Here is a 22555-nt window from a genome sequence, read left to right on the forward strand (position 1 = left end):
TCGCTCCCGCTGACGCAAGGGCGCGTTTCTCGGGTCAGGGAACGCGGGCGGGGGCCGGCTCCATCCGGGACGGCGACCCCCGTCCATGGACAGGCGGCGCGTCGCCGGATCGGTGTTTCTCTCCCGTCCACAGGGAAGAGCGAGAGCCGTTCCGTGAGCCCAAGCCTTCGGAAGCGATCGGATCTTGAATGCGAAAGCCCAGGATTCGCGGGTCTGAATGCGCCTCGGGACGTCGACGAGAAGGCGAAGCCGCGTTTCGGGACGCTCCGGAACCGACACATATCTCATAGCGCTGCGGCCAAAGGGGCCGGAGCGTCCCGAACCGCCCCTCCCTACCCCGCCGCCGCGAGGCGCCGGGCGCTTCGGCGCGCCTTTGCGACGCGCGGCGAAAAGGCGTAAACGGGGCCCGTCGCTCACAGCCGCAGATCGCTCCGCCATGAAGACTCGCCTCTCCGCCGCTCTGGCTCTCGCTCTCTGCTGCGCCGGCGCGGCGCGCGCCCAGCCGCAGGGGCAGGGCGATTGGCCCTGCCGTCAGGTGAAGGTGCAGAGCGTCGCGGTCGCGGGCGTCTGGACCGGCCCCTCGCTCGAGGGCGCGAAGGCCTGGCGCGACGATTCCGCGCTCGCCGATCTCGTCGCCCGCGTCAGCGCCCGGCGCACGCCGATCGAGACCGCGCAAAAGCTCGTCTCCGACTTCGCCGCGGCCGCCGGCGCTGGGCGCAAGGCGCGGCTGACGACGCTGTTCGCCGGCGTCTATGACACGCTGGAGGCCGAGCGCCGCGAGGTGCTCTCCGGGCTCGATCGCTATGGCGCGAAGCAGAAGCTGCTCGCCGAAAGACTGCGCGAGGAGACGCAGGCGATGCGCGCCGAGCAGGACAAGAACCCGCAAGACGCACAAAAGATCAAGGACGCCAGCGAGGCGCTGCAATGGGATTTGCGCGTCTTCGACGAGCGGCGCCATGCGCTGTCCTATGTCTGCGAGACGCCCGCGCTGATCGAGCAGAGGCTCGGCGCTCTGGCGCGCGTCATAGAGGCGGCGATCGATTAGCGATCGGCAGGAAAGCGGCTCGTCGAGATTTCGCGCCGCTCGGCCTCGGCGCCAGGGAGAATTGCGATGCAGGATCATAAAGACGCGCCTTCGCATCATCTCGTTTTCGCCGAGCGCTACGCCGCCGGCAAGGAGCGGCGGCGCTTCGTCCCGCGCGAGAGCCTCGCGGAATTCTCGCCCGTGGAGCGCGATCCCACCGCCATTCTCGCCGCGACGGACGAGGGCCGCGTCGCCTCGCTGCTGCCCATTCGCTATGAGCGGATGGCGCAATCCTCCTTCGCCTTTCTGCGCGGCGCGGCCTCGATCATGGCGGAAGACCTCGCCGCTCTGCCGACGCCGGGCCTTTCGACGCAATCTTGCGGCGACTGCCATTTGATGAATTTCGGCGCGCTCTTGTCGTCGGAGGGCAATGTGCTCTTCGACATAAACGATTTCGACGAGACTTTGCCCAATGTCGATTTCACCGTCGATCTGCGGCGCCTCTGCGCGAGCTTCGCTGTCGCGGCGCTGGACGCCGGGCGCTCCGACAAGCGCGCGCGGCAAGCGGCCGAGCGCGCGGCGCGCGCCTATCGGCAACATATGCGCGGCCTCTCGCGCCTGTCGCCGTTGAAGGCGTGGCGCGACCGCATCGATCTCGTCCATGTCGCGGATGGGCTGGACGAGCGGCTCGCGCGCAAATTGCGCGGCCTCGTCGCGGCGACGCGGCCCGATCGCGAGGATGATAATTTCCCGCATCTCGAATCGACGCCCATGGGCCTGCGCATAGAGGAGCGGCCTCCGCTCATCTATCACATCGGCAATGGCGGCGGCGCCGCGACGCGCTTCGACATACCCGCGACATTCGCGAGCTGCGGCGCGACGCTCACTCCGGAAGTCGTCGCGCTGCTGCGCCGCTATGCGCTGACGGATACGGCGTTCAAGGTCGTCGGCATCGGCAGCGTCGGCACATTCTGCGCCATCGGCCTCTTCGCCACCGCCGACGACGAGCCTTTGTTCCTGCAATTGAAGGAAGCGCGCCCCTCCGTGCTGGCGCGGCTCGCGCCGGAGGCCGCCGCGCAATGGAAGGACGCCGAAGGCAAGCGCGTCGTGCATGGCCAACGCGTGATGCAGGCCTCGACCGATCTCTTCCTCGGCTGGGCGAAGGACGAATCGACGGGCCGTCACTTCTATGTGCGCCATTTGAAGAATCGCCGCCTCGGCTCGGTGGCGGAGCTCTTCGAGGAGCACGCGCTCGATGATTACGCCGCGCTCTGCGGCCGCGTGCTGGCGCGCGCCCATGCGCGCTCCGCCGATCCCGCCATAATCTGCGGCTATATGGGCAAGAGCGGCGCCTTCGACGACGCGATGGCCTCTTTCGCCATGCTCTACGCCGCGCGCAACACATGCGATCACGCGGAGTTTCTGGCCTGGCGCGCGCGGGCGAAAGACGAATCCGAAGGGAGCGATAAAGGCCGATGAATGATTCGACATCGAAGCTGCGCATCATCATCGAGGACGGCGTCGCGCGCATCCTCATCGACAACGCCGAGCGCCGCAACGCTTTCGACTTCTCCATGTGGCGGGCGCTTCCCGATCTGCTCGCGTCGCTCGACGCGAACGAGACCGTGCGCGTCATCGTGCTGACCGGCGCGCCGAATCTGCCTTTCTGCGCCGGCGCCGATATTTCGGAATTCTCCACTGTCCGCGCGACGGCGGAAGGGGGACGCGCCTATGAGCAGGCCAATGTCGAAGCCTTCGACGCGTTGTCGCGATCGGGCAAGCCGGTGATTGCGGCGATCGCCGGCTTTTGCATGGGCGGCGGCATGGGGCTCGCGGCCGCCTGCGATCTGCGCATAGCGGCGGAGGCTTGCGTGTTCGGCATTCCGGCGGGACGGCTCGGCGTCGGCTATCCGCCGGAAGCGATGAGCTATGTCGTCGCCGCCGTCGGCCCGCAGAACGCCATGGATCTCTTCTTCACCGCGCGGCGCATAAACGCCGATGAAGCGCGCGCCGCGGGCTTCGTCTCGCGCGTGCTGCCGAAAGACGGATTCGACGAGGCGATCATGACGATCGCGCGCGGGATCGCCGCCAATGCGCCGCTCACGCTGCGCGCCGCCAAGGCCGCGATAAGACGCGCCGCCGGCCTTCCTCACGCGCTCTCGGCGGAAGATTGCGAGAAGCTCACAGCCGCCTGTTTCGACAGCGCCGATTATGCGGAAGGCCGCACGGCTTTTCTCGAGAAGCGCGAGCCGAAATTCACTGGGAAATGAGCTGGGGAAATGACATGAGCGCGCCGCTCACACTCGCCGATGTGGAAGCCGCAGCAGCGCGTATCGCTCCGCATGTGGAGGCGACGCCTCTGCTCGCGGCGCCGCTGCTCGACGAGGAGATCGGCTTTCGCCTTTTGGTGAAGGCGGAGAATCTTCAGCCGATCGGCGCCTTCAAGCTGCGCGGCGCCTTCAATCAAATATTGCAATTGACGGAAGAGGAACGGCGCCGCGGAATCATCGCGGTTTCTTCCGGCAATCATGCGCAGGCCGTCGCCTTCGCCGCGCGGGCCATGGGCGTTTCCGCGACGATCGTGATGCCGCGCGACGCGCCGCGCGTAAAGCTCGAGCGCACCAAGGCGCTGGGCGCGCGCGTCGAATTCTATGATCGGCTGAGCAATGATCGCGACGCGCTGACGCGCCGGCTCGCCGAGCAGGAGGGCTTGCGCTTCATCCACCCTTACGACGATCCGCGCACCATCGCAGGACAAGGAACCATCGGCCTCGAGATATTCGCGCAGACGCGAGCGAAGGACATTGCGCCGGACGCGATTATCGCGTCCTGCAGCGGCGGCGGGCTCGCCGCCGGCATTGCGCTGACCTTGCAACTCTTCGAGCGCGCGCCACAAATATTCACAGCGGAGCCGGCGGGCTTCGACGACATGCGCCGCTCGCTCGACAGCGGCGAGCCGCAGGTGAACGCCGCGCTCACCGGCTCGATCTGCGACGCGCTGCTGGCGCCGACGCCCGGCCGCCACACTCTGCCCATTCTGCTCGCCTGCGGCGCGCAAGGGCTCGCGGCGAGCGATGCGCAAGTCGAAACGGCGATGCGCGTCGCGGCCGAGCATTTCCGCATCGTGCTGGAGCCCGGCGGCGCCGCGGCGCTCGCCTGCGCGCTGATCGAGCGCGAGAGCTTCGCGGGAAAGACAGTGGTCGTCGTCGCCTCCGGCGGCAATGTCGATCGCGCGGATTTCGCGTCGATTCTCGATCGTTCGCGCTGAGGCGAGCGGCGCCGCGCGTCACGAATCCAGGCGCGCCGCGCCGCTCCTCCGCGCGCCGCGCGCGGGCGCTGTAAAGGTTTTCCCTTTCTCCTGCGCGGCCTCCTCCAAAAACCCCTCGAGCGCGCGGGCGAGGCGGCGGAAGGTCTCCTTGCGCGCCGAGGAGGCGCGAAAGACGAGGCCGATACGGCGGAAGGGCGCCTCACCCGAGAGCGGTCGCACCACGAGATCGAGCCCGCGCAATATTCCGGCGTCCAGCGCCATTTGCGGCAGCAGCGTCACGCCGAGCCCATTGGCCACCATTTGCGCGAGCGTATAGAGGCTCGTGCCCTGAAAGGCGACATTGCGGCGCGCGCCCTCGAGCGCGCAGGCGGCGAGCGCATGATCGCGCAGGCAATGGCCTTCCTCGAGCAGCAGCAGATCCTCGGCCGCCATATCGTCATGGCCGACCGCCGACAGGCGGCTCAGCCTGTGTCCCGGCGGGCAGACGACGACGAAAGGATCGACGCCTATGTCGATCGTCTCCATGCCGCGCGAGGGATAGGGCAGCGCCAGCACGGCCGCGTCCAGCTCGCCGGCGTCGAGACGCGCGAGCAGAGGCTCGGTCTGCTCCTCGCGCAGATAGAGCTTCAATTCTGGAAAGGCGGAGCGCAGCCGCGGCAACACGCGCGGAAACAGAAACGGCCCTATGGTCGGGATGACGCCGAGCCGCAGCGGCCCGGACATGGGCGCCTGGGCGGCGCGCGCCAGCTCGACGATATCCTGCGCCTCGCGCAGCAGCGTGCGGGCGCGCTCGGCCAATTCGCGCCCCACCGGCGTCGGCGAGACCTTGCGCTTGGTGCGCTCGAACAAGCGGACGCCGAGCAATTGCTCGAGCTCCAATATTCCGGCGCTGAGAGTCGATTGGCCGACGAGACAGACCTCGGCCGCGCGGCCGAAATGCCGCTCGTCGATGACGGCGACCAGAAAACGCAGCTGCCGAAGTGTGGGCAAAACCGCCATCGGTCCAATATAATCGCTAAATTCGATTAGTGAAGCCGGTTTTTTTCGCTTTTATCGATGATGAAACCCCTCTAGTTTCCGCGCGTCTTCCCCGAGGGCCCACGGACGATTTTTCTCCGGCGCGCCTTCACCATGAAGAGGAGAAATCGAATGTCTCTCATCGGCTCCGAAATCAAGCCGTTCAAGGCGACCGCCTTCCACGCCGGCAAATTCGTCGACGTCACCGAAGCCACGCTCAAGGGCAAGTGGTCGGTGTTCTTCTTCTATCCGGCCGACTTCACCTTCGTCTGCCCGACCGAGCTCGAGGACCTCGCGACCAATTACGCCGCCTTCAAGGCGGTCGGCGTCGAGATCTACGGCGTCTCCACCGACACGCATTTCGCGCATAAGGCCTGGCACGACACCTCGCCGGCGATCGGCAAGATCGAGTACCCGCTGGTCGGCGATCCGACGCTGACGCTGAGCCGCAATTTCGACGTGCTGATCGAAGAGGCCGGCCTCGCCGACCGCGGCACTTTCGTCATCGATCCCGACGGCAAGATTCAGATCGTCGAGATCAACGCCGGCGGCGTCGGCCGCAACGCGCTCGAGCTGCTGCGCAAGATCAAGGCGGCGCAGTATGTCGCGGCGCATCCGGGCGAGGTCTGCCCGGCCAAGTGGGAAGAGGGCCAGAAGACCCTCGCTCCCTCGCTCGATCTCGTCGGCAAGATCTGATTTCGCTTCACGCCTCCGGCCGGTTCGCCGGCCGGGGGCGCTCTACCCGCCCCTCGCCCGCAGCTTCCGTCCCTCATCCTGAGGCGCTTTTTGCGGAACGCAAAAAGCCTCGAAGGATGCTCCAGAACGCGCTGCGGCGCACCCTTCGAGACGCCTGCTGCGCAGGCTCCTCAGGGTGAGGGGATTGTTCTCGAAAATCGGGAGTCGAAGATGCTGGACGCCGCTCTGAAAACACAGCTGCAGGCCTATTTCGCGCGCATCGTCACGCCCATCACGCTCCGCGCCTCGCTCGACGACAGCGAGAAATCCACAGAGCTCGCCGAGCTGCTGCAGGAGGTCGCGAGCGTCTCGGACAATATCTCCTATGTGCGCAGCGACGATGATTCGCGCCGTCCCTCTTTCGCGATCGAGCGCCAGGGCGCCGATGTCGGCCTGCGCTTCGCCGCCATTCCGGGCGGCCACGAGTTCAACTCCTTCGTGCTGGCGCTGCTGCATGTCGGCGGCCATCCGCCCAAGGAGGACGAGGAAACCCTTGCGCGCATAAAGGCGCTCGACGGCGAGTATCGCTTCGAGACCTATTTCTCGCTCACCTGCCAGAACTGCCCCGAGGTGGTGCAGGCGCTCGACACCATGGCGGCGCTCAATCCGCGCGTGCGCCATGTGGCGATCGACGGCGGCCTCTTCCCCGAGGAGGTGGAGGAGCGCGGCATAATGGCCGTGCCCGCCGTCTATCTGAACGGCGAGCCCTTCCAGCACGGCCGCGCGACGCTGGAGCAGATTCTCGACAAGCTCGACGCCGGCGCCGGCGAGAAGAAGGCCGCGTCCATTTCCGCCAAGGAGCCTTTCGACGTGCTGGTGGTCGGCGGCGGCCCGGCGGGCGCCGCGGCGGCGATCTACGCCGCGCGCAAGGGCGTGCGCACAGGCATTGTCGCCGAGCGTTTCGGCGGTCAGGTGCAGGACACGGCGGGCATAGAGAATTTCATCTCCGTTCCGCACACGGAAGGGCCGCAAATGGCGGCCGCGCTGGAGCGTCACGTCGCGGAATATTCCGTCGATGTGATGAACGGTCAGATCGCCTCGGCGCTGGTTCCGGCGGCGGAGGCCGGCGGTCTCGCGGAGCTGAAGCTCGCCAATGGCGCGACGCTCAAATCGAAGACGATCATTCTGGCGCCGGGCGCGCGCTGGCGGCGCATCAATGTGCCGGGCGAGACGGAATATATGACCAAGGGCGTCGCCTATTGCCCGCATTGCGACGGGCCATTGTTCAAAGGCAAGCGCGTGGCGGTGATCGGCGGCGGCAATTCCGGCGTCGAGGCGGCGATCGACCTCGCCGGCCTCGCCTCGCATGTCACCTTGCTCGAATTCGACGCGAAGCTGCGCGCCGATGGAATCTTGCAGGAGAAGCTGCGCTCGCTGCCCAATGTGACGATTCTCGTCTCGGCGCAGACGACGGAGATTCTCGGCGACGGCGCCAAGGTGACGGGCCTCGTCTATCGCGACCGCGAGAGCGAGGCGACGCGCACTGTCGAGCTGGAAGGCGTGTTCGTGCAGATCGGCCTGCTGCCGAACACCGAATGGCTCGACGGCGCCGTCACGCTCACGCGCTATAAGGAGATCGAGATCGACCGCCGCTGCAACACATCGGCGCCGGGCGTATTCGCGGCCGGCGACGCGACGACGGTTCCTTATAAGCAAATCGTCATCGCCATGGGCGAAGGCGCGACGGCGGCGCTGTCGGCCTTCGATCATCTGGTGAGAATGTGAGGATGCGCGCTGCGCGCGTCATGCGCGGAGCGTGAGCGACGAAGCGATCCGGGGACTTTTCCCCTCGTCCCCGGATCGCTTCGCTTCGCTCGTCAGATCTGGCCTTTGATCTCGATCAGCTCGACATCGAAGATGAGCGTGGCGTTGGGTGGAATGACGCCGCCGGCGCCGCGCGCGCCATAGCCCATCTCCGGCGGAATGACGAGCGTGCGCTTGCCGCCGACCTTCATGCCGAGAATGCCCTTGTCCCAGCCGGGAATCACCTGTCCGGCCGAGAGGCGGAACTCGAAAGGCTGGCCGCGGTCGAGCGAGCTGTCGAACTTTTTGCCCTTGGCGCCGTTCTGCGAGACCCAGCCGGTGTAATGCATCTTCAGCATCTGCCCCGGCTCCGCGCCGGAGCCGGTCCCGACTTTCGTGTCGGTGATCTTGAGACCGTCGGCGGTCGTCGTCGTCGCGGGGCTCTGTGCGAGCGTCGGGACGGGCGCGACAACGAGCGCCAATGCGGCGAGAGCGGGCAGGACATGGAGACGGAAAGCGGCGCGCATGAGAATCCTCGAGGATAAAGCGCGGCGAAGCAGCTGCGCTCGCATCGGCGAAAAACGTCGATATCGCGTCGATTTTGGCAATATCGCCGCCGCGCCGCTGTCTGCCAGCGCCGCACGCCAGTGTCAACACGAGCGGCGCGCAGGGGCTCACTCCGGCGTGCGATCGGGTCTATAAGGGCGGCGGGCGCGGGGGCGCTTACTTCGGCTTAAGGCGCGGCGCTTAAAGTCGCGGCCCTGGTCTTTTCCCGGAGCCCCCATGGCCGGTTTCGCGCCCAATGTCGTCATCTGCATCGACCACGGCTCCGTCACCGGGGGCCAGGCCAAAGTGGCGATCGAAAGCGCGCTCGGCCTCGCCGCCCATGGCGCGCGGCCCATCGTCTTCGCCTCCGCCGCGCCGGTGGACGAGCGGCTCACCGCGGCGGGGATAGAGGTCGTCTGCCTCGGCCAGCATGATCTGCTCGGCAATCCATCGCGCATCGCCGCCGCCTTTCAGGGCACATGGAATTTGCGCGCGGCCCGTGCGCTCGGCGATCTGCTGGCCCGGCTGCCGAAGGACAATACGATCGTCCATGTGCATGGCTGGGCCAAGGCGCTGTCGCCGGCCATCGCCGCGCCGATCCGCGCCTCCGGCCTGCCGCGCGTCTACACGCTGCACGAATATTTCCTGTTCTGCCCCAATGGCGGCTTCTACAATTACCAGAAGCACGAGCTCTGCCGGCTGGAGCCGCTCTCCGCCGCCTGCTGGGCGACGGCCTGCGACGCGGTGAATTATCCGCGCAAGATCTGGCGCAGCGCACGCCTCGCCTATGCGCGCGGTCCGGCCAAATTCGCCGAGCTCTTCTCCGATTACATCTGCATCTCGAATTATCAGGAGGAGATCATCGGCCGCTATCTGCCGAAGGGCGTGCGGCTGCATCGCGTCTCCAATCCGGTGGACGCGCAGGACCTCGGCCGCAAGAGCGATCCTGCCTCCGGCGATTTCATCTTCGTCGGCCGCCTGTCGCCGGAGAAGGGCGCCTTTCTCTTCGCCGAAGCGGCGGCGCGCGCCGGGGTCACGCCGGTCTTCATCGGCGATGGGCCGATCGGCGAGGAATTGCGCGCGCGCTATCCGCAGGCGCGCTTCCTCGGCTGGCTGCCGCCCGCCGAGGCGCGCGCGCATATGCGCGCAGCGCGGGCGCTGGTCTTTCCCTCGCTGTGGTACGAGGGCCAGCCGCTCACTGTAATGGAAGCCAAAGCGATGGGAACGCCCGTCATCGTCTCCGACGTCTGCGCCGGACGCGAGGAAGTGAGCGACGGCGAGAGCGGGCTCTGGTTCGCGAGCGCCAATGTCGAATCGCTCGCTGGCGCGCTGACGCAGATGAAGGATGATGCGCTGGTCGCGCGTCTGTCGGCGGGCGCGCACGCCGCCTATTGGCGCGATCCGCCGACGTTGGATCGGCATATCGAGCGCATTCTCGCGGTCTATCGCGAGATCGCCGAGCGCCACAAGACGGCGGCGTGAGGCGTAGCTCGTCCTGATTTCGTGATCCGTGATGATAATATTCGTCGCGAAGACGAGCTTACCAAGACTTTCTTCTCTGTTCCGAGTCCCTGGTCTGGACTGAGCGCCCGACGCCGACTGTATGAACGCAGCATTCCCAGGCCCTGCGACTGTGGACGCATGAAAATTCTCGTATTACGGCGAATGATAGACGGAATTGACGAATAGCATCGCCTATTTGAAATAGCCGTTCGAAATATCCTCGATAATAATGGAATTAATTCTACAGACATCGCTATCGACATTGAATTTGTTGGCAATTTTGCCTTGCAGAAGCTCGAATACAACGCTTAAGCTGTGAATAATTCAGCCAGAAGGCCGTCGATCGACATCGGCCGGCGCGAGTGTTCGTGCGTTCGCGGCAACACCAATTCGTTCTTTTCTGAGGAGAATAGCCATGACTTTCCTTAGCGCCGACCTCTGTCCCGCTCGCGCCGCCTCTCCTTCGTTGCATCCGATGACGAAACGCCTCGGCGCGAGCGTGCTGGCGCTGGCGGCGGCGATCCTGTCCCCGGCGGCGCGCGCCCTCGACAGCGGCGAGCAGAAACCGCGTGAGGCGGCGATCGAGGACGTCATCGTGACCGGCACGCGCGACTATGGCGTCAAGGCGCGCGAGAGCACGGCGCCGATCACTGTTGTGAGCGGCGAGCGGCTGAAGGCGACGGGACGCACGAATCTCGTCGATGCGCTGCAGCGGCTCGATCCCTCCTATTCGATCTACGGCGTCGGCGGGGACATCAACAATCTGGTGCGCTCGCCGCGGCTGCGCGGCCTGACCGCCAGCCATGTGCTCGTGCTCGTCAACGGCAAGCGGCGGCATGGCACCGCCAATCTGTCCTCGAGCGGCTTCACCAAGGGCGCGGCCGGGGCCGATCTCGACCTCATTCCCGTGGCGCTCGTCGATCATGTCGAGATTCTCGAGGACGGCGCCGCCGCCCAATATGGGTCCGACGCCATCGCCGGCGTGATCAACGTCATATTGAAAGCCGATTCCGAGGGCGGCGGACTCTCCACGCTCGTCGGCTCCTATGGGCAGAGCTACAATCCCAACACGCATGGCAATGGGCTGACGCGCAATCTGCAGGCGGACAAGAGCTTCGCGCTCGGCGAGCAGGGCTTTCTGACGCTCGGCGCCGACATCACCTCACATCTGCACAGCAATCAGACCGGCCCGGACCGCACGCAGGACGGGACCGGCCTGCGCGTCGGTCCCGGCACGCCCTACCCTTGGGTCGATCCCAATGTCACGGCGATCATCGGCGATCCCGCCTATATCACCGGCTCGGCCGGCCTCAACGCCGGATATGAGCTCGACAATGGCGTCCAACTCTATCTCTTCGGCACGGGCGCGGGCCGGCGCGGCGAATCCTTCCAGAACTATCGCGCGCCCAATCTCAACGGTACGGCGGGGAACAAGATCATCGACCCTTCCGGCTTCGTTCCGGCCGAGACGATCCACGAGGAGGACTGGTCGCTGAGCGGCGGCGCCAAGGGCAAGGTCTTCGACGATGTGCGCTGGGATCTCAGCCTGACCTACGGCTCCGACAAGATCGACGTCGGCCTGAACCAATCCGCCAATGTCGCGCTGTTCAATGACACGCTCGCCGCCTTCGGCGCCGGCTGGACGCCGCGGCAATTCTACATCGGCCAATATTTCCGCACGCTGCGCACCATCAATCTCGATCTCGGCAAGGAGTTCGCGCCGAGCTTCCTGCCCGCGCCCGTCAATGTCTCCATCGGCGCAGAGAATCGCCACGAGACCTATGCGGTTCGGCAGGGCGACTTCTTCTCTTATTACTCCTCTGGTCCGGCCGCCTGGGTCGGCATCCGGCCGACCGACGCGAGCGATCACAGCCGCGAATCCTTCGCCGGCTATGCGGACATCAGCAGCAAGCCGCTGCCCGATTGGAAGATCGACATCGCCGGCCGTTACGAGACGTTCAGCGATTTCGGCGACACGATCAACGGCAAGCTCTCGACGCGCTACGACATTTCTCCCGCGATCGCGCTGCGCGGCACCGTCAGCACCGGCTTTCGCGCTCCCACGCTCGCAGAGCAGTTCTTCTCGCAGACGACCGTCTCGCCGACCATCGCCAATATCGTCCTGCCGCCCAACTCTTCCGCGGCGAGCGTCGCCGGCGCGCAGCCGCTCAAGCCGGAAAAATCGACGAATATCAGCCTCGGCGTGGTGACCGAGCCGCTCCGCGATCTGCATGTCTCGGTCGACGCCTATCAGATCGACCTTCGCGACCGCATCGTCGCGACCGGCAGCCTCACCGGCCCCTCCGCGCTCGCCGCCATCGCCGCGAGCGGCAATGCGTTGCAGGCGGGCGCGGCGGGCACGGTCAGCTTCTTCGTCAACGGCGCCTTCACGCGCACGCGCGGCGTCGATGTGAAGGCCGATTATGCTTACGATCTCGGCCCCTATGGCGCGCTGCGCTTCGACGCCGCGGCGAGCTTCTTAGAGACGACGATCCTATCTGTCTCGCAGTCGCCAGCGGCGTTCAACGGCGCGCCGCTGCTCAACGCGGCGGCGCGATCGAACATCACGGATCTCACGCCGCGAACCAAGGTCGTGTTCGGCGGGTCCTACAGCTATGACGCCTGGACCTTCGCGCTGCACTTCACGCAATATGGCAACGTCAGCTCGGTCGTCGCCTCGCCGCTCACCGGCAGCGCGCCCTTCTACACCAATGTCATCACGCCGAAATTCATCACCGACGGCGAGATCGCCTATGATTTCGGCTCGGGCCTGCGCGCGGCGATCGGCGGCAACAATCTCTTCGGCGTGCGGCCCGATCAGACCCTGCCCTGGACGCGCAGTTTCGGCGCCTCGATCTTTCCGGCCTTCTCGCCCTTCGGCGTCAACGGCGGCTACTACTACGTCCGCGCATCGCTGAAGTTCTGACGCTCAGCTCGCGAGCCGCGTCGCATCCTCTTGCGCCGCGGCCTCTTCCTTCTCGGCCCGGCGCGGCAGGCGCGCCAACATGCCGAGCAGGGCGCGGTCGCCGAGCACGACCAGCCGCTCGCCGCGATCGAGCCATGCCACCGCATCCTCGAGCGATTCGGCGTCGGCGAGCTTGGCTTCCGCCAAAGCGCGATCGGCCGAGACGACGCCGCGTTTGCGCGGCGGGCGCGCCGGCAGCCAGGCCTCGTGCAGCGCGCGCAATTCGGGATCGCCATGAATGGCGACGAGGCAATTTTCTTCGTCCTGCCCGGCGCGCGCCAGCAGGCGATGCAGCGCGCGGCCCTTGCGCGCGATCTTGGGCGTCGTCGTCTCCTCCGGCGTGATCAGCACGCCCGCGCGGCGGAACACGAGGCCGAGCCAGCGCTGGCCGGTGATGTAGGAAATGCCGATCGCCAATATGAGGCCGGCGATGGTCGGCGACATCCAGGCGACGAGCGAGGGCGAGATCATCAGGCCGGCGACCAAGGTCAGCGCGCCGAGCGCCACATGCCATTGATGGCGTCGCACGATGGCGTTGAAGGGAACCGAGCCGTCGTCGCGGCGCTGCGGGTCCCAGCCGGTGTCGAAGCCGAACAAGATATGGAAGACGTGGCCGGTCTGGATCAGCATCATGATGGGCGCGAGCAGCGCCGACATCAGCACCTCGAATAAGGTCGAGACCAGCAGCATGACGACGCCGCCAGAGCCGCGCCGCGTCTCACGATCGATCATCGCGAGAATGAGGCCGAGGAATTTCGGCGCCAGCAATATCGCCATTGTGAGCGCGAACAGCGCCAGCGAGCGTTCTGCGTCGAAGCGCGGCCACACGGGGAAGAGCGTGAATTTGGCGGTGAAATATTCCGGCCGGAAATAGCTCGCCTGAAAGACGAGCGCTATGCCGACGAGCAGCTGGCAGAGCCACAGCGGCGAGGTGAGATAGCCGAAGATTCCGGTGAGGAAATGCTGCCGCGTCGCCCAATGGAATCCGCGCGCGCCCAAAATGCGCGAATGCTGCAGATTGCCCTGGCACCAGCGGCGGTCGCGGATCGAGAGATCGATCAGCGATGGCGGGCTCTCCTCGAATGATCCGCCGAGCGTCGGCATCATATAGACCGAGTAGCCGGCCCGGCGGATGAGCGCCGCCTCGACGAAATCATGGCTGAGAATATGCCCGCCGAAGGGCGGACGGCCCTTGAGATCGGGCAGGCCGCAATGATGCGCGAAAGCCTGCGTGCGAATGATCGCGTTATGGCCCCAATAATTGCCGTCGCGCCCCATCCATTGCGCGAGGCCGGCGGCGATGACGGGACCATAGATGCGCGCCGCGAATTGCTGCACGCGCGCGAACAAAGTGTTGCGGTTGATGATGAGCGGCAGCGTCTGGATGATGCCGGCGTCGGGGTCCGCCTCCATCGCCGCGGCGAGCCGCACGATGGTCTCGCCGGCCATCAGGCTGTCGGCGTCGAGCACCACCATATGCTCATAGGCGCCGCCCCAGCGGGTGACGAAATCGGCGATATTGCCGGCCTTGCGGCTGACGTTCTTCTCGCGCCGACGATAATAGACGCGCGCGTCCGGCCCCAGCCGGCGGCGCATGGCGGCGAAAGCGCGCTCCTCGGCGACCCAAATATCGGGGTTGGTGGTGTCGGAGAGGAGGAACCAGTCGAAATGCGCGCCGAGGCCGGTCGCCTCCACATCTTGCAATATCGCCTGCAGCGCGCCGAAGACGCGGCTCGGCGCCTCATTGTAGATCGGCATCACGACGGCGGTGCGCGCGGCGAGCGATTCCGGCAGCGGCGGAGGCCGGCGCGAGAACAGCAGCGCGAAAAAGCCGACGACGGCGCTGGCGAATGAGAGCGCGATCCAGGAGAAATTCAGCACGAAGAGCGCGAGCAACGCCCATTTCAGCGTGGTGACGCCGCCGACGTCGATGACGCGATACATCTCGTGTCCGCCATAGGCGGTGAGCGCGAGGCCGCCGCCGAAGGTGACGAAGCGCGAGATCCAGGGCGTGCGCCAGAGCTTCGGCGCCGCGCGCCGGCGGCGCTCCTTGGCCTTGAAGCGCCAGAAGGATTGCGTCGGCATGTCGAGCCGGCGCTCCGCCGGCATGGGCGGCGCGGCGGCGGGATCGACGGGCGGCGGCGGCGGGGCGGCGGCGTCCGGCGGAACGGGTTCGACGAGAGAGAGAGCTACACCGTCCATCTGTAGAGCCAGGTTTCGCTGATCGGCTCGTCGCCCGATTGGAGGACGAGGCGCAGCTCGCAAAAGGTCTCGCCGGCCGGATCGACGTCGAAGACGATCCGGCATGTCTTGGCCTTCGGATTGGGATAAGCGCGAATGTTCGTCGCCGATCCCGGCGAGGTCGTCAAGACGGGCCGCAAATTGGCGATTCGTTGCGGATCGCCGAGAGTGTCGCCCGCAAACTGGACGATAAAGCGGCGCAGTTTCGGCGCCGGCGCGCGACCGCCATAGGCCGCGACGGCGACCGCGAAAGGCGGACGCGCCGGCGGGCTCCAGCACCAGAACTGACGGTAAGCGAAAGTCGCCTCCTTGCCGGCGGCGAGCGGCTGCTTGGGCCGCCAATAGGCGACGATATTGGCGTTCACCTCCGATTCGGACGGAATCTCGACGAGCTGCACCGAGCCCTCGCCCCAATCGCCGATCGGCTCCACCCAGAGCGAGGGGCGCCGCTCCCAATGCTGTATGTCGTCCTGATAGGTCTCTATGTCACGGTCCCGCGTCAAAAATCCGTAGCCTTTCGGATTGGCGTCGACGAAGGCCGAGATTTGCAGCGTGTCGCGATTGGAGACGGGGCGCCACAGCCATTCGTCCTTGCCGGTGAGCATTTGCAGCCCATTGGTCTCGGCGACGAAAGGCCGCGGATCGTCGGCGCGGCGATGGTCGAGCGGCGTGAACAGTGAGGCCGCAGCCGCGCCGCCGAGCCCCAGATGATCGATGGCGACGCGCGGGAACAGAGTGAGTTCGGCGTCGATGATCGTCGCCTCGCCCGGCCGCAGCGTGAACAGATAAGCGCCCGTCACGCTCTGCGAATCGAGCAGAGCGTGAATGACGAGGGCGTTGTCGGCCAGCGTCGGCTTCTCGATCCAGAAGCTGCGGAAGATCGGAAACTCCTCGCCGCGCGGATCGGCGGTACGAATGGCGAGGCCGCGGGCGGTGACGCCGAGCGTCTGCCCACGCGCCTGGGCGCGATAGAAGCTCGCCCCCTGGAACAGAGCGAGCTCCGTGTCCGGCGCGCCGGCGGCCTGAGGAGCGAGAATGCGAAAGCCGGAAAAGCCGATGTCCGGCGATTTGTCGCCGACTTTCAGACCGCCGTAATCGAATTTCCCCGGCTCATAGCCGATGCGCCTGGCGATTTTGTCCTCGACGACGAAGAGCTCGACCGGCGCGCCGAAGATGAATCCCCTATGCAGCGGTTCGATCGAGAATCCCCGATTCTCGCCGCTCCATATGGCCGCGCCTTGCTTCGTCCTTATGCCGACATATTGCTCATAGCTCAGATTGGCGAAGGGCTCGCGCAATTCCGCCGCGGGCGCGGCGAAAGGACGCTTGGCGAGCGCGCGGGCGAGATCGAGGACGATATCGCGGCCGAAGACGGGGGGCGCCGGCGGCGGGGCCGGCGGAGCCGATTGAGCGAGGGCGCGGCCGCCGGGGACGCCGGCGACGAGCGCGGTGATCGAGGCTTTCAACAGGTCTCTGCGTACGAACATGCGGGACCGGGACCCGTGACTGACGAGCGAGGTGGGATTACGACGGACTTGTCTATCGGATATACCTGAAAGAACGATGTTCGAAATGCGAATCTTTCGTTTTTGATCGCAGAGCGGAAACCCCACGCCGAGGCGGCGCTTGCCGGCTCGCCCGCGAATCTGCCAAGACGAATATGAACGAGAGGAAAACAGCGCGGGGCGCCCCCCCTTACGTCCTCTCCCCCGCCCCTCGAGCCGAGGCCGCGCAGCAAGATGGAAGCTCGACCGACCGACCGCCGCTCCCTCGCCGTAATTCTCGCCGCCGGCGAGGGCACGCGCATGAAATCGCGCCGGCCCAAGGTCCTCCATGAGGTCGCCGGACGGTCAATGCTCGGCCATGTGCTGGCCGCGGCAGCCGCTTTGGACGAGATCGCCGTGGTCATCGGCGCCGGCAAGGAGGATGTCGCCGCCGAGGCCCGCCGCCAGCGGCCGGACGCCAAAATCTTCGTTCAGGAGAAGCAGCTCGGCACCGCCCATGCCGTGCTCGCGGCGCGCGAGGCCTTCGCCGGGGCGGACGATATCGTCGTGCTCTTCGCCGACACGCCTCTGGTGCGCGCAGAGACGATCGCAGCGCTGCGCGCGGCTCTGGCCGAGGGCGCCGCCGTCGCCGTGCTCGCCTTCGAGGCCGCCGATCCGCACGGCTACGGCCGGATACTCTGCGACTCAGAAGGGCGCCCCGCCGCCATTCGCGAGGAGAAGGACGCGAGCCCGGCGGAGCGCGCCTGCCGCCTTTGCAACGCCGGGCTGATGGCCGTCTCCGGCACGAAGGCTCTGGCGCTATTGGACGGGATCGACGCCGCCAACGCCCAAAAGGAATATTATCTCACCGATATCGTCGCCCGCGCCGCCGCGGCCGGGCTGGGGACCCGGCTGGTGGTCGCGGCGGAGGAGGAAGTTCTCGGCGTCAACGACCGGGTCCAACTCGCCCGCGCCGAATCCGTCGCCCAGGAGCGCCTCCGCCGCGCCGCCATGCTGGGAGGCGCGACGCTGATCGCCCCGCAGACCGTCTTTCTCTCCCATGACACGAAGATCGGCCGCGATGTGACGATCGAGCCCGGCGTCGTCATCGGCCCGGGCGTCGAGATCGCCGATGGCGCGGTCATTCACGCCTATTCGCATCTCGAGGGGGCGCTGGTGGGCGAGCGCGCCACGGTCGGCCCCTATGGGAGATTGCGGCCGGGCGCAAAGCTCGCGGCGCAGGCCAAGGTCGGCAATTTCGTCGAGATCAAGGGGGCCGAGATCGGCGAAGGCGCCAAGGTCAATCATCTGACCTATATCGGCGACGCTTCCGTCGGCGCGCATTCCAACATCGGCGCCGGCGTCATCACCTGCAATTACGACGGTTTCTTCAAATATCGCACGATCATCGGCGAAAACGCCTTCATCGGCTCCAATTCGGCTCTGGTCGCCCCGGTGACGATCGGCGACGGCGCCTATGTCGGCTCCGGCTCGGTCGTCACCAAGGACGTCTCGGCGGACGCCCTCGCCGTGGCGCGCGGCCGCCAGATGGAGAAGGAAGGCTGGGCGGAGAGCTTCCGCCGCGTCCAGAAGGCGAAGAAATCGGGCGCGTGATCCTTCTCCCACTTGTGGGAGAAGGAAGCGCTCCTGGCCGGCTCCGAGAAATGCCCTAATGCTCTGCCTAGGATAATCGTAACCGAAATCGCGGTAATCTGATCGCCCCAGAGCGCTTCGACCGAGGAGACATTTGCATGTGCGGCATCGTCGGCATTCTCGGACGCGAGCCTGTCGCGCCCTCTCTCGTCGAGGCGCTGAAGCGGCTCGAATATCGAGGCTATGATTCCGCCGGAATCGCCACGCTGGAAAAGGGCAAGCTCACGCGCCTGCGCGCCAGCGGCAAGCTGCGCAATCTCGAGGAGAAGCTTTCCGCCGCGCCTCTGCTGGGGACGAGCGGCATCGGCCACACCCGCTGGGCGACCCACGGCCGCCCGACCGAGACCAACGCCCATCCGCATACGAGCGGCGGGCTCGCCGTCGTCCACAACGGCATCATCGAGAATTTCCGCGAATTGCGCGAGGAACTGACCGGCAAGGGCCATGTCTTCGCCACCGAAACCGATTCGGAAGTGGTCGCCCATCTCGTCGCCGAGGAGCGCGGCAAGGGCGCCGCGCCGCGCGAGGCGGTCGCGGCCACGCTCGCTCGGCTCGATGGCGCTTTCGCTCTCGCCTTCCTCTTCGAGGGCGAGGAGGATCTGCTGATCGGCGCCCGCCGCGGCGCGCCGCTCGCCGCTGGCTGGGGCGACGAAGGCGTCTATCTCGGCTCCGACGCTCTGGCGCTGGCGCCTTTCGCGCGTCAGATCGCCTATCTCGAGGAGGGCGATCATGTCGTGCTGACGCGCGAGAATATCACTTTCTACGACGCCGCCGGCAAAGAGGCGGAGCGCCGCCGCCAGCCCTTGCAGCCGGGCTCATTCCTCGTCGACAAGGGCAATTACCGCCATTTCATGGCCAAGGAGATTCACGAGCAGCCGGAGGTCGTCGGCCGCACGCTCTCGCATTATCTCGATCTCTCCGCCGGCGAGGTGCGCCTGCCCTTCGCTCTGCCCTTCGACCCGAAAAAACTGTCGCGCGTCACCATTTCGGCTTGCGGCACGGCCTTTTACGCGGGGCTCATCGCGCGCTATTGGATCGAGCGCCATGCGCGGCTCGCGGTGGATATCGATATCGCCTCGGAGTTCCGCTATCGCGAGGCGCCGCTGGCCGAGAATGGGCTGATGATCGTCGTCTCGCAATCGGGCGAGACGGCCGACACGCTGGCGGCGCTGCGCTACGCCAAGGCGCAGGGCCAGCACATTCTCTCCATCGTCAATGTCGAGACCTCGACCATCGCGCGCGAGAGCGACACCGTTGCGCTGACGCTCGCCGGCCCCGAGATCGGCGTCGCCTCGACCAAGGCCTTCACCTGCCAGCTCGCCGTTTTCGCCAGCCTCGCCATTGCGCTCGGCCGCGCCCGCGGCGTGCTGAGCGAGGCGGACGAAAAACGCCTGGTGCGCGAGCTGGCGGCGACGCCGGGCCAAATGGCCGCCGCCCTCGCCCGCGAGGCGAAGGTCGAGCCTGTCGCCCGCGACGTGGCGCGCGCCTCCAGCGTTCTCTATCTCGGCCGCGGCGGCGCCTATCCGCTGGCGCTCGAAGGCGCGCTGAAGCTGAAGGAGCTCTCCTATATTCACGCGGAAGGCTATGCGGCCGGCGAGCTGAAGCACGGGCCGATCGCGCTGATCGACTACGCCATGCCGGTGATCGTGCTGGCGCCGCCGGACGCGACGCTGGAGAAGACCGTCTCCAATCTGCAGGAGGTCGCCGCGCGCGGCGGCCATCTCATCCTCATCGGCTCGGCGGCGGCGCGCGAGGCGGCGGCGGCCGAGCTCGCCGGCTTCATCGAGCTGCCGGAGATCGCCGGAGCCTTCGCGCCGCTGGTCTATGCCGTCCCCGTGCAATTGCTCGCCTATCATGTGGCGGTGTTCATGGGGAAGGATGTGGACCAGCCGCGCAATCTGGCCAAGAGCGTCACTGTGGAATGACGGGGAGCGGCTCTGTCAGAGCCGCTCGATCTTGCGGGCCGCTTCGTCGATGAGATCGGCGACGTGAAACAGCAGCTCCTTGTCCGGCGCGCCGGCGAGGCGCTGCTGCAGCACGGCCTTCAGATTGCCCATGGCCCGGAACACCGGCCCCGTGTCGACGCCCGCGCTTCTGGCGCGCAGCTCCTCGAAACGGGCGAGCGCCGCCTCCGCCTCCTTGCGATTCTCCGTGAGATGGGCCTTGCCCGCATCGGTGATCGCATAGAGCTTCTTGGCGCCCTCGGTCGGCTGGACCTCCACCTGCCCCAGCTCCTCGAGCAAAGTCAGCGTCGGATAGACGATGCCCGGGCTCGGCGCATAAGCGCCGCCGGTGCGCGTCTCGATCTCGCGAATGACGTCATAGCCATGGCGCGGCTCGCTCTCCAGCAGCAGCAGAATGACGAGCCGCAGCTCGCCGCCCTCGAACATGCGCCGCCGTCCGCGGCCGCGCTCGCCGTCGCCATGCCGCGAGCCAAATCGCGACCCGCCATCTCCGCCGAAGCCGCGATGGCCGCCGCGTCCGCCCCGGCCGAAAGTCTCATCCCCGCCGCCGCGCATCGCGCGCAGCGCGAAAGCCGAATGCTCGGCGGATCCCCAGAAGTGATGATGCTTCATAAACATGTCTCCTTTTGTTTAGACGCATCTAAGATATATCTTATAACGGTCTCGTCAACCCCTTCCTCGAAAGACCGCGTCGAGCGCGAATCGCTTGACTCGCGCCCCCGCAATGCCCCACCCCACGCCGATGAGCACACCCTTCGACGACATTCGCGATCTTTTCGCCGATCTCCCCGCCCCCTGCCATGACAGCGCCCTCGCCGTGCGGCGGCGCGACGCCGAACTGACCAAGCCGCCGGGATCGCTCGGTCGGCTCGAGGAGATCGTCGAATGGCTGGCCGCATGGCAGGGCCACGCCGAGCCGCGGATCGAGCGGCCGCTCGTCGCCGTCTTCGCGGGCAATCACGGCGTCACGGCCAAGGGCGTCTCCGCCTTTCCCGCCGCCGTCACGCGGCAGATGCTCGACAATTTCACCGCTGGCGGGGCGGCGATCAATCAGATCTGCAAGGCCCATGGAATCGGCCTCAAGGTCTTCGAGCTGGCGCTCGACCATCCGACGCGCGACTTCACGGAAGCCCCCGCGATGGAGGAGCGCGAGGCCGCCGGCACTCTGGTCTATGGCATGGAGGCGGTGGACGGCGGGATCGATCTGCTGGCGCCGGGCGAAATGGGCATAGGCAACACCAGCTCGGCGGCGGCGATCTACGCCGCGCTCTATGGCGGCCCCGCCGCGCGCTGGACCGGGCGCGGAACCGGCCTCGACGATGAAGGGCTCGCGCGCAAGAACGCGGTCATCGACGCGGCGCTGGCCTTTCACGCCGGCCATTTGTCCGACCCTTTGGAGATTTTGCGCCGGCTCGGCGGGCGCGAGATCGCCGGCATGATGGGCGCCATTCTCGCGGCGCGACGCAATCGCGTCCCGGTTCTGCTCGACGGCTATGTCGCCTGCGCGGCGGCGGCGCTGCTGCACGCCATGAATGCGGACGCAATTTCCCATTGCCTCGCCGGCCATGTCTCGGCGGAAGGCGCGCATAGGGATGTGCTGGAGCGGCTCGGCAAGAAGCCGCTGCTCGATCTCGGCATGAGGCTCGGAGAGGGCTCCGGCGCGGCGCTGGCCATCGGCCTCGTCAAGGCGGCGCTGGCCTGCCACAGCGGCATGGCGACTTTCTCGAGCGCCGGCGTCAGCGGCAAGGACGCATAATTTCGCGGTCGAGCCGTCCTCGCAGACGCCCATTGGCGGCAAATTAATCTTTGTCCCCTTGCATGGCGGCGCCGCCCCTTTCAGCGGGGCGAAAGGCGATCTCGACAGCGATGACGCGCAGCAGAAAGAGACGTTGCCTCGCCTTTATCATCGTCTTCACGGCGGCGGCGGGCGCGCTCTGGCCGCATGTCGCCGGGGTGGCGGCGATGGCGACGGCTTTCGTGGGCGTGCTGCATCTCGCCGTGCTAGCCTATGAGGAGATCGCCTTTCCGCAATATAGCGACGACATGAGCCCGGAGGATTACGAGCATTTCTGCGCGGCGCTGCTGCGCGAGGCGAGATGGAGCGCGCGGGTCACGCGGCTGAGCGGCGATCAGGGCGTCGACATCGTTGCGGAGAAACGCGGGCGCAGGATCGTCGTCCAGTGCAAGAAATATTCGAAGCCCGTCGGCAACAGGGCCGTGCAGGAGATCGTCGCCGCCATCGCCCATGAGGAGGCCGAGCGCGGAATCGTCGTCGCCACCAAGGGCTATACGGCGAGCGCCGTGCAGCTCGCCGCCTCCAATGAGGTGCTGCTGCTGCATCATTGCGAGCTAACGAAGATCGACCGGCTGCTCAGACAAATTTGCAATTGACCTCGCATAGCGTCGCGCGAG

At 66.6% G+C, this 22555-nt stretch carries 17 protein-coding genes; 12 read left to right on the plus strand and 5 right to left on the minus strand.

Features of this window, described 5'->3' with window-relative positions:
* Positions 1 to 436: 436 nt before the first annotated feature.
* From C5689_RS12900 to C5689_RS12915, 4 genes are all read left to right on the plus strand, one after another.
* The gene (locus tag C5689_RS12900; protein WP_108917682.1) at positions 437 to 1045 is read left to right on the plus strand and encodes a hypothetical protein; all 609 of its coding nucleotides are present in this window, start codon (positions 437 to 439) and stop codon (positions 1043 to 1045) included.
* Between the two features lie 66 nt (positions 1046 to 1111).
* On the plus strand, positions 1112 to 2503 hold the full coding sequence (locus C5689_RS12905) for a DUF2252 domain-containing protein (RefSeq protein WP_108917683.1): 1392 nt from the start codon (positions 1112 to 1114) through the stop codon (positions 2501 to 2503).
* A complete protein-coding gene (locus tag C5689_RS12910) occupies positions 2500 to 3294 on the plus strand; it encodes an enoyl-CoA hydratase (protein WP_108917684.1) in 795 nt (264 codons plus the stop codon). The genes C5689_RS12905 and C5689_RS12910 overlap by 4 nt, the downstream gene beginning before the upstream one ends.
* Before the next feature lie 14 nt (positions 3295 to 3308).
* Complete coding sequence (locus C5689_RS12915) at positions 3309 to 4292, plus strand: threonine ammonia-lyase (protein ID WP_108917723.1); 984 nt, start codon at positions 3309 to 3311, stop codon at positions 4290 to 4292.
* Positions 4293 to 4310: 18 nt separating this feature from the next.
* Here the strand turns inward: C5689_RS12915 and C5689_RS12920 are convergent, their stop codons facing one another.
* On the minus strand, positions 4311 to 5291 hold the full coding sequence (locus C5689_RS12920; protein ID WP_108917685.1) for a hydrogen peroxide-inducible genes activator: 981 nt from the start codon (positions 5289 to 5291) through the stop codon (positions 4311 to 4313).
* A gap of 150 nt (positions 5292 to 5441) precedes the next feature.
* Between C5689_RS12920 and ahpC the strand changes: the two genes are divergently transcribed.
* Positions 5442 to 6005, plus strand: coding sequence for an alkyl hydroperoxide reductase subunit C (gene ahpC, locus C5689_RS12925; RefSeq protein ID WP_024881072.1), 564 nt, complete (start codon positions 5442 to 5444; stop codon positions 6003 to 6005).
* 210 nt (positions 6006 to 6215) lie between these two features.
* Positions 6216 to 7769, plus strand: a complete 1554-nt coding sequence (gene ahpF / locus C5689_RS12930; RefSeq protein WP_108917686.1) for an alkyl hydroperoxide reductase subunit F — start codon at positions 6216 to 6218, stop codon at positions 7767 to 7769.
* Positions 7770 to 7861: 92 nt separating this feature from the next.
* Here the strand turns inward: ahpF and C5689_RS12935 are convergent, their stop codons facing one another.
* Positions 7862 to 8314, minus strand: a complete 453-nt coding sequence (locus C5689_RS12935) for an FKBP-type peptidyl-prolyl cis-trans isomerase (RefSeq protein WP_108917724.1) — start codon at positions 8312 to 8314, stop codon at positions 7862 to 7864.
* A 256-nt stretch (positions 8315 to 8570) separates the two neighbouring features.
* Here C5689_RS12935 and C5689_RS12940 point away from each other — a divergent pair, with 256 nt between their 5' ends.
* Both C5689_RS12940 and C5689_RS12945 read left to right on the plus strand, forming a co-directional pair.
* On the plus strand, positions 8571 to 9815 hold the full coding sequence (locus tag C5689_RS12940) for a glycosyltransferase family 4 protein (RefSeq protein ID WP_108917687.1): 1245 nt from the start codon (positions 8571 to 8573) through the stop codon (positions 9813 to 9815).
* A gap of 436 nt (positions 9816 to 10251) precedes the next feature.
* A complete protein-coding gene (locus C5689_RS12945; RefSeq protein ID WP_108917688.1) occupies positions 10252 to 12762 on the plus strand; it encodes a TonB-dependent receptor plug domain-containing protein in 2511 nt (836 codons plus the stop codon).
* 3 nt (positions 12763 to 12765) lie between these two features.
* Here the strand turns inward: C5689_RS12945 and mdoH are convergent, their stop codons facing one another.
* Complete coding sequence (gene mdoH / locus C5689_RS12950; protein ID WP_108917689.1) at positions 12766 to 15003, minus strand: glucans biosynthesis glucosyltransferase MdoH; 2238 nt, start codon at positions 15001 to 15003, stop codon at positions 12766 to 12768.
* Positions 14991 to 16529, minus strand: coding sequence for an OpgD/OpgG family glucan biosynthesis protein (locus tag C5689_RS12955; RefSeq protein WP_108917690.1), 1539 nt, complete (start codon positions 16527 to 16529; stop codon positions 14991 to 14993). The genes mdoH and C5689_RS12955 overlap by 13 nt, the downstream gene beginning before the upstream one ends.
* Positions 16530 to 16781: 252 nt before the next feature.
* Between C5689_RS12955 and glmU the strand changes: the two genes are divergently transcribed.
* Together glmU and glmS are read left to right on the plus strand one after the other, a co-directional pair.
* Complete coding sequence (gene glmU / locus C5689_RS12960) at positions 16782 to 18140, plus strand: bifunctional UDP-N-acetylglucosamine diphosphorylase/glucosamine-1-phosphate N-acetyltransferase GlmU (RefSeq protein WP_108917691.1); 1359 nt, start codon at positions 16782 to 16784, stop codon at positions 18138 to 18140.
* Between the two features lie 137 nt (positions 18141 to 18277).
* Positions 18278 to 20104, plus strand: a complete 1827-nt coding sequence (gene glmS / locus C5689_RS12965; RefSeq protein WP_108917692.1) for a glutamine--fructose-6-phosphate transaminase (isomerizing) — start codon at positions 18278 to 18280, stop codon at positions 20102 to 20104.
* A gap of 15 nt (positions 20105 to 20119) precedes the next feature.
* Here glmS and C5689_RS12970 read toward each other — a convergent pair whose 3' ends face one another.
* Positions 20120 to 20755, minus strand: a complete 636-nt coding sequence (locus C5689_RS12970) for a PadR family transcriptional regulator (protein WP_108917693.1) — start codon at positions 20753 to 20755, stop codon at positions 20120 to 20122.
* Between the two features lie 112 nt (positions 20756 to 20867).
* Between C5689_RS12970 and cobT the strand changes: the two genes are divergently transcribed.
* Positions 20868 to 21899, plus strand: a complete 1032-nt coding sequence (gene cobT, locus C5689_RS12975) for a nicotinate-nucleotide--dimethylbenzimidazole phosphoribosyltransferase (protein WP_244594689.1) — start codon at positions 20868 to 20870, stop codon at positions 21897 to 21899.
* A gap of 110 nt (positions 21900 to 22009) precedes the next feature.
* A complete protein-coding gene (locus tag C5689_RS12980; RefSeq protein WP_244594690.1) occupies positions 22010 to 22534 on the plus strand; it encodes a restriction endonuclease in 525 nt (174 codons plus the stop codon).
* Positions 22535 to 22555 lie beyond the last annotated feature (21 nt).

This window comes from Methylosinus sporium (genome assembly GCF_003113265.1).
Taxonomy (GTDB): domain Bacteria; phylum Pseudomonadota; class Alphaproteobacteria; order Rhizobiales; family Beijerinckiaceae; genus Methylosinus; species Methylosinus sporium.

Coding starts and splice junctions, on each gene's coding strand:
- C5689_RS12900 (WP_108917682.1), top strand. CDS start 437: ATGAAGACTCGCCTCTCCGCCGCTCTGGCTCTCGCTCTCTGCTGCGCC.
- C5689_RS12905 (WP_108917683.1), top strand. CDS start 1,112: ATGCAGGATCATAAAGACGCGCCTTCGCATCATCTCGTTTTCGCCGAG.
- C5689_RS12910 (WP_108917684.1), top strand. CDS start 2,500: ATGAATGATTCGACATCGAAGCTGCGCATCATCATCGAGGACGGCGTC.
- C5689_RS12915 (WP_108917723.1), top strand. CDS start 3,309: ATGAGCGCGCCGCTCACACTCGCCGATGTGGAAGCCGCAGCAGCGCGT.
- C5689_RS12920 (WP_108917685.1), bottom strand. CDS start 5,291: ATGGCGGTTTTGCCCACACTTCGGCAGCTGCGTTTTCTGGTCGCCGTC.
- ahpC (WP_024881072.1), top strand. CDS start 5,442: ATGTCTCTCATCGGCTCCGAAATCAAGCCGTTCAAGGCGACCGCCTTC.
- ahpF (WP_108917686.1), top strand. CDS start 6,216: ATGCTGGACGCCGCTCTGAAAACACAGCTGCAGGCCTATTTCGCGCGC.
- C5689_RS12935 (WP_108917724.1), bottom strand. CDS start 8,314: ATGCGCGCCGCTTTCCGTCTCCATGTCCTGCCCGCTCTCGCCGCATTG.
- C5689_RS12940 (WP_108917687.1), top strand. CDS start 8,571: ATGGCCGGTTTCGCGCCCAATGTCGTCATCTGCATCGACCACGGCTCC.
- C5689_RS12945 (WP_108917688.1), top strand. CDS start 10,252: ATGACTTTCCTTAGCGCCGACCTCTGTCCCGCTCGCGCCGCCTCTCCT.
- mdoH (WP_108917689.1), bottom strand. CDS start 15,003: ATGGACGGTGTAGCTCTCTCTCTCGTCGAACCCGTTCCGCCGGACGCC.
- C5689_RS12955 (WP_108917690.1), bottom strand. CDS start 16,529: ATGTTCGTACGCAGAGACCTGTTGAAAGCCTCGATCACCGCGCTCGTC.
- glmU (WP_108917691.1), top strand. CDS start 16,782: ATGGAAGCTCGACCGACCGACCGCCGCTCCCTCGCCGTAATTCTCGCC.
- glmS (WP_108917692.1), top strand. CDS start 18,278: ATGTGCGGCATCGTCGGCATTCTCGGACGCGAGCCTGTCGCGCCCTCT.
- C5689_RS12970 (WP_108917693.1), bottom strand. CDS start 20,755: ATGAAGCATCATCACTTCTGGGGATCCGCCGAGCATTCGGCTTTCGCG.
- cobT (WP_244594689.1), top strand. CDS start 20,868: ATGCCCCACCCCACGCCGATGAGCACACCCTTCGACGACATTCGCGAT.
- C5689_RS12980 (WP_244594690.1), top strand. CDS start 22,010: ATGACGCGCAGCAGAAAGAGACGTTGCCTCGCCTTTATCATCGTCTTC.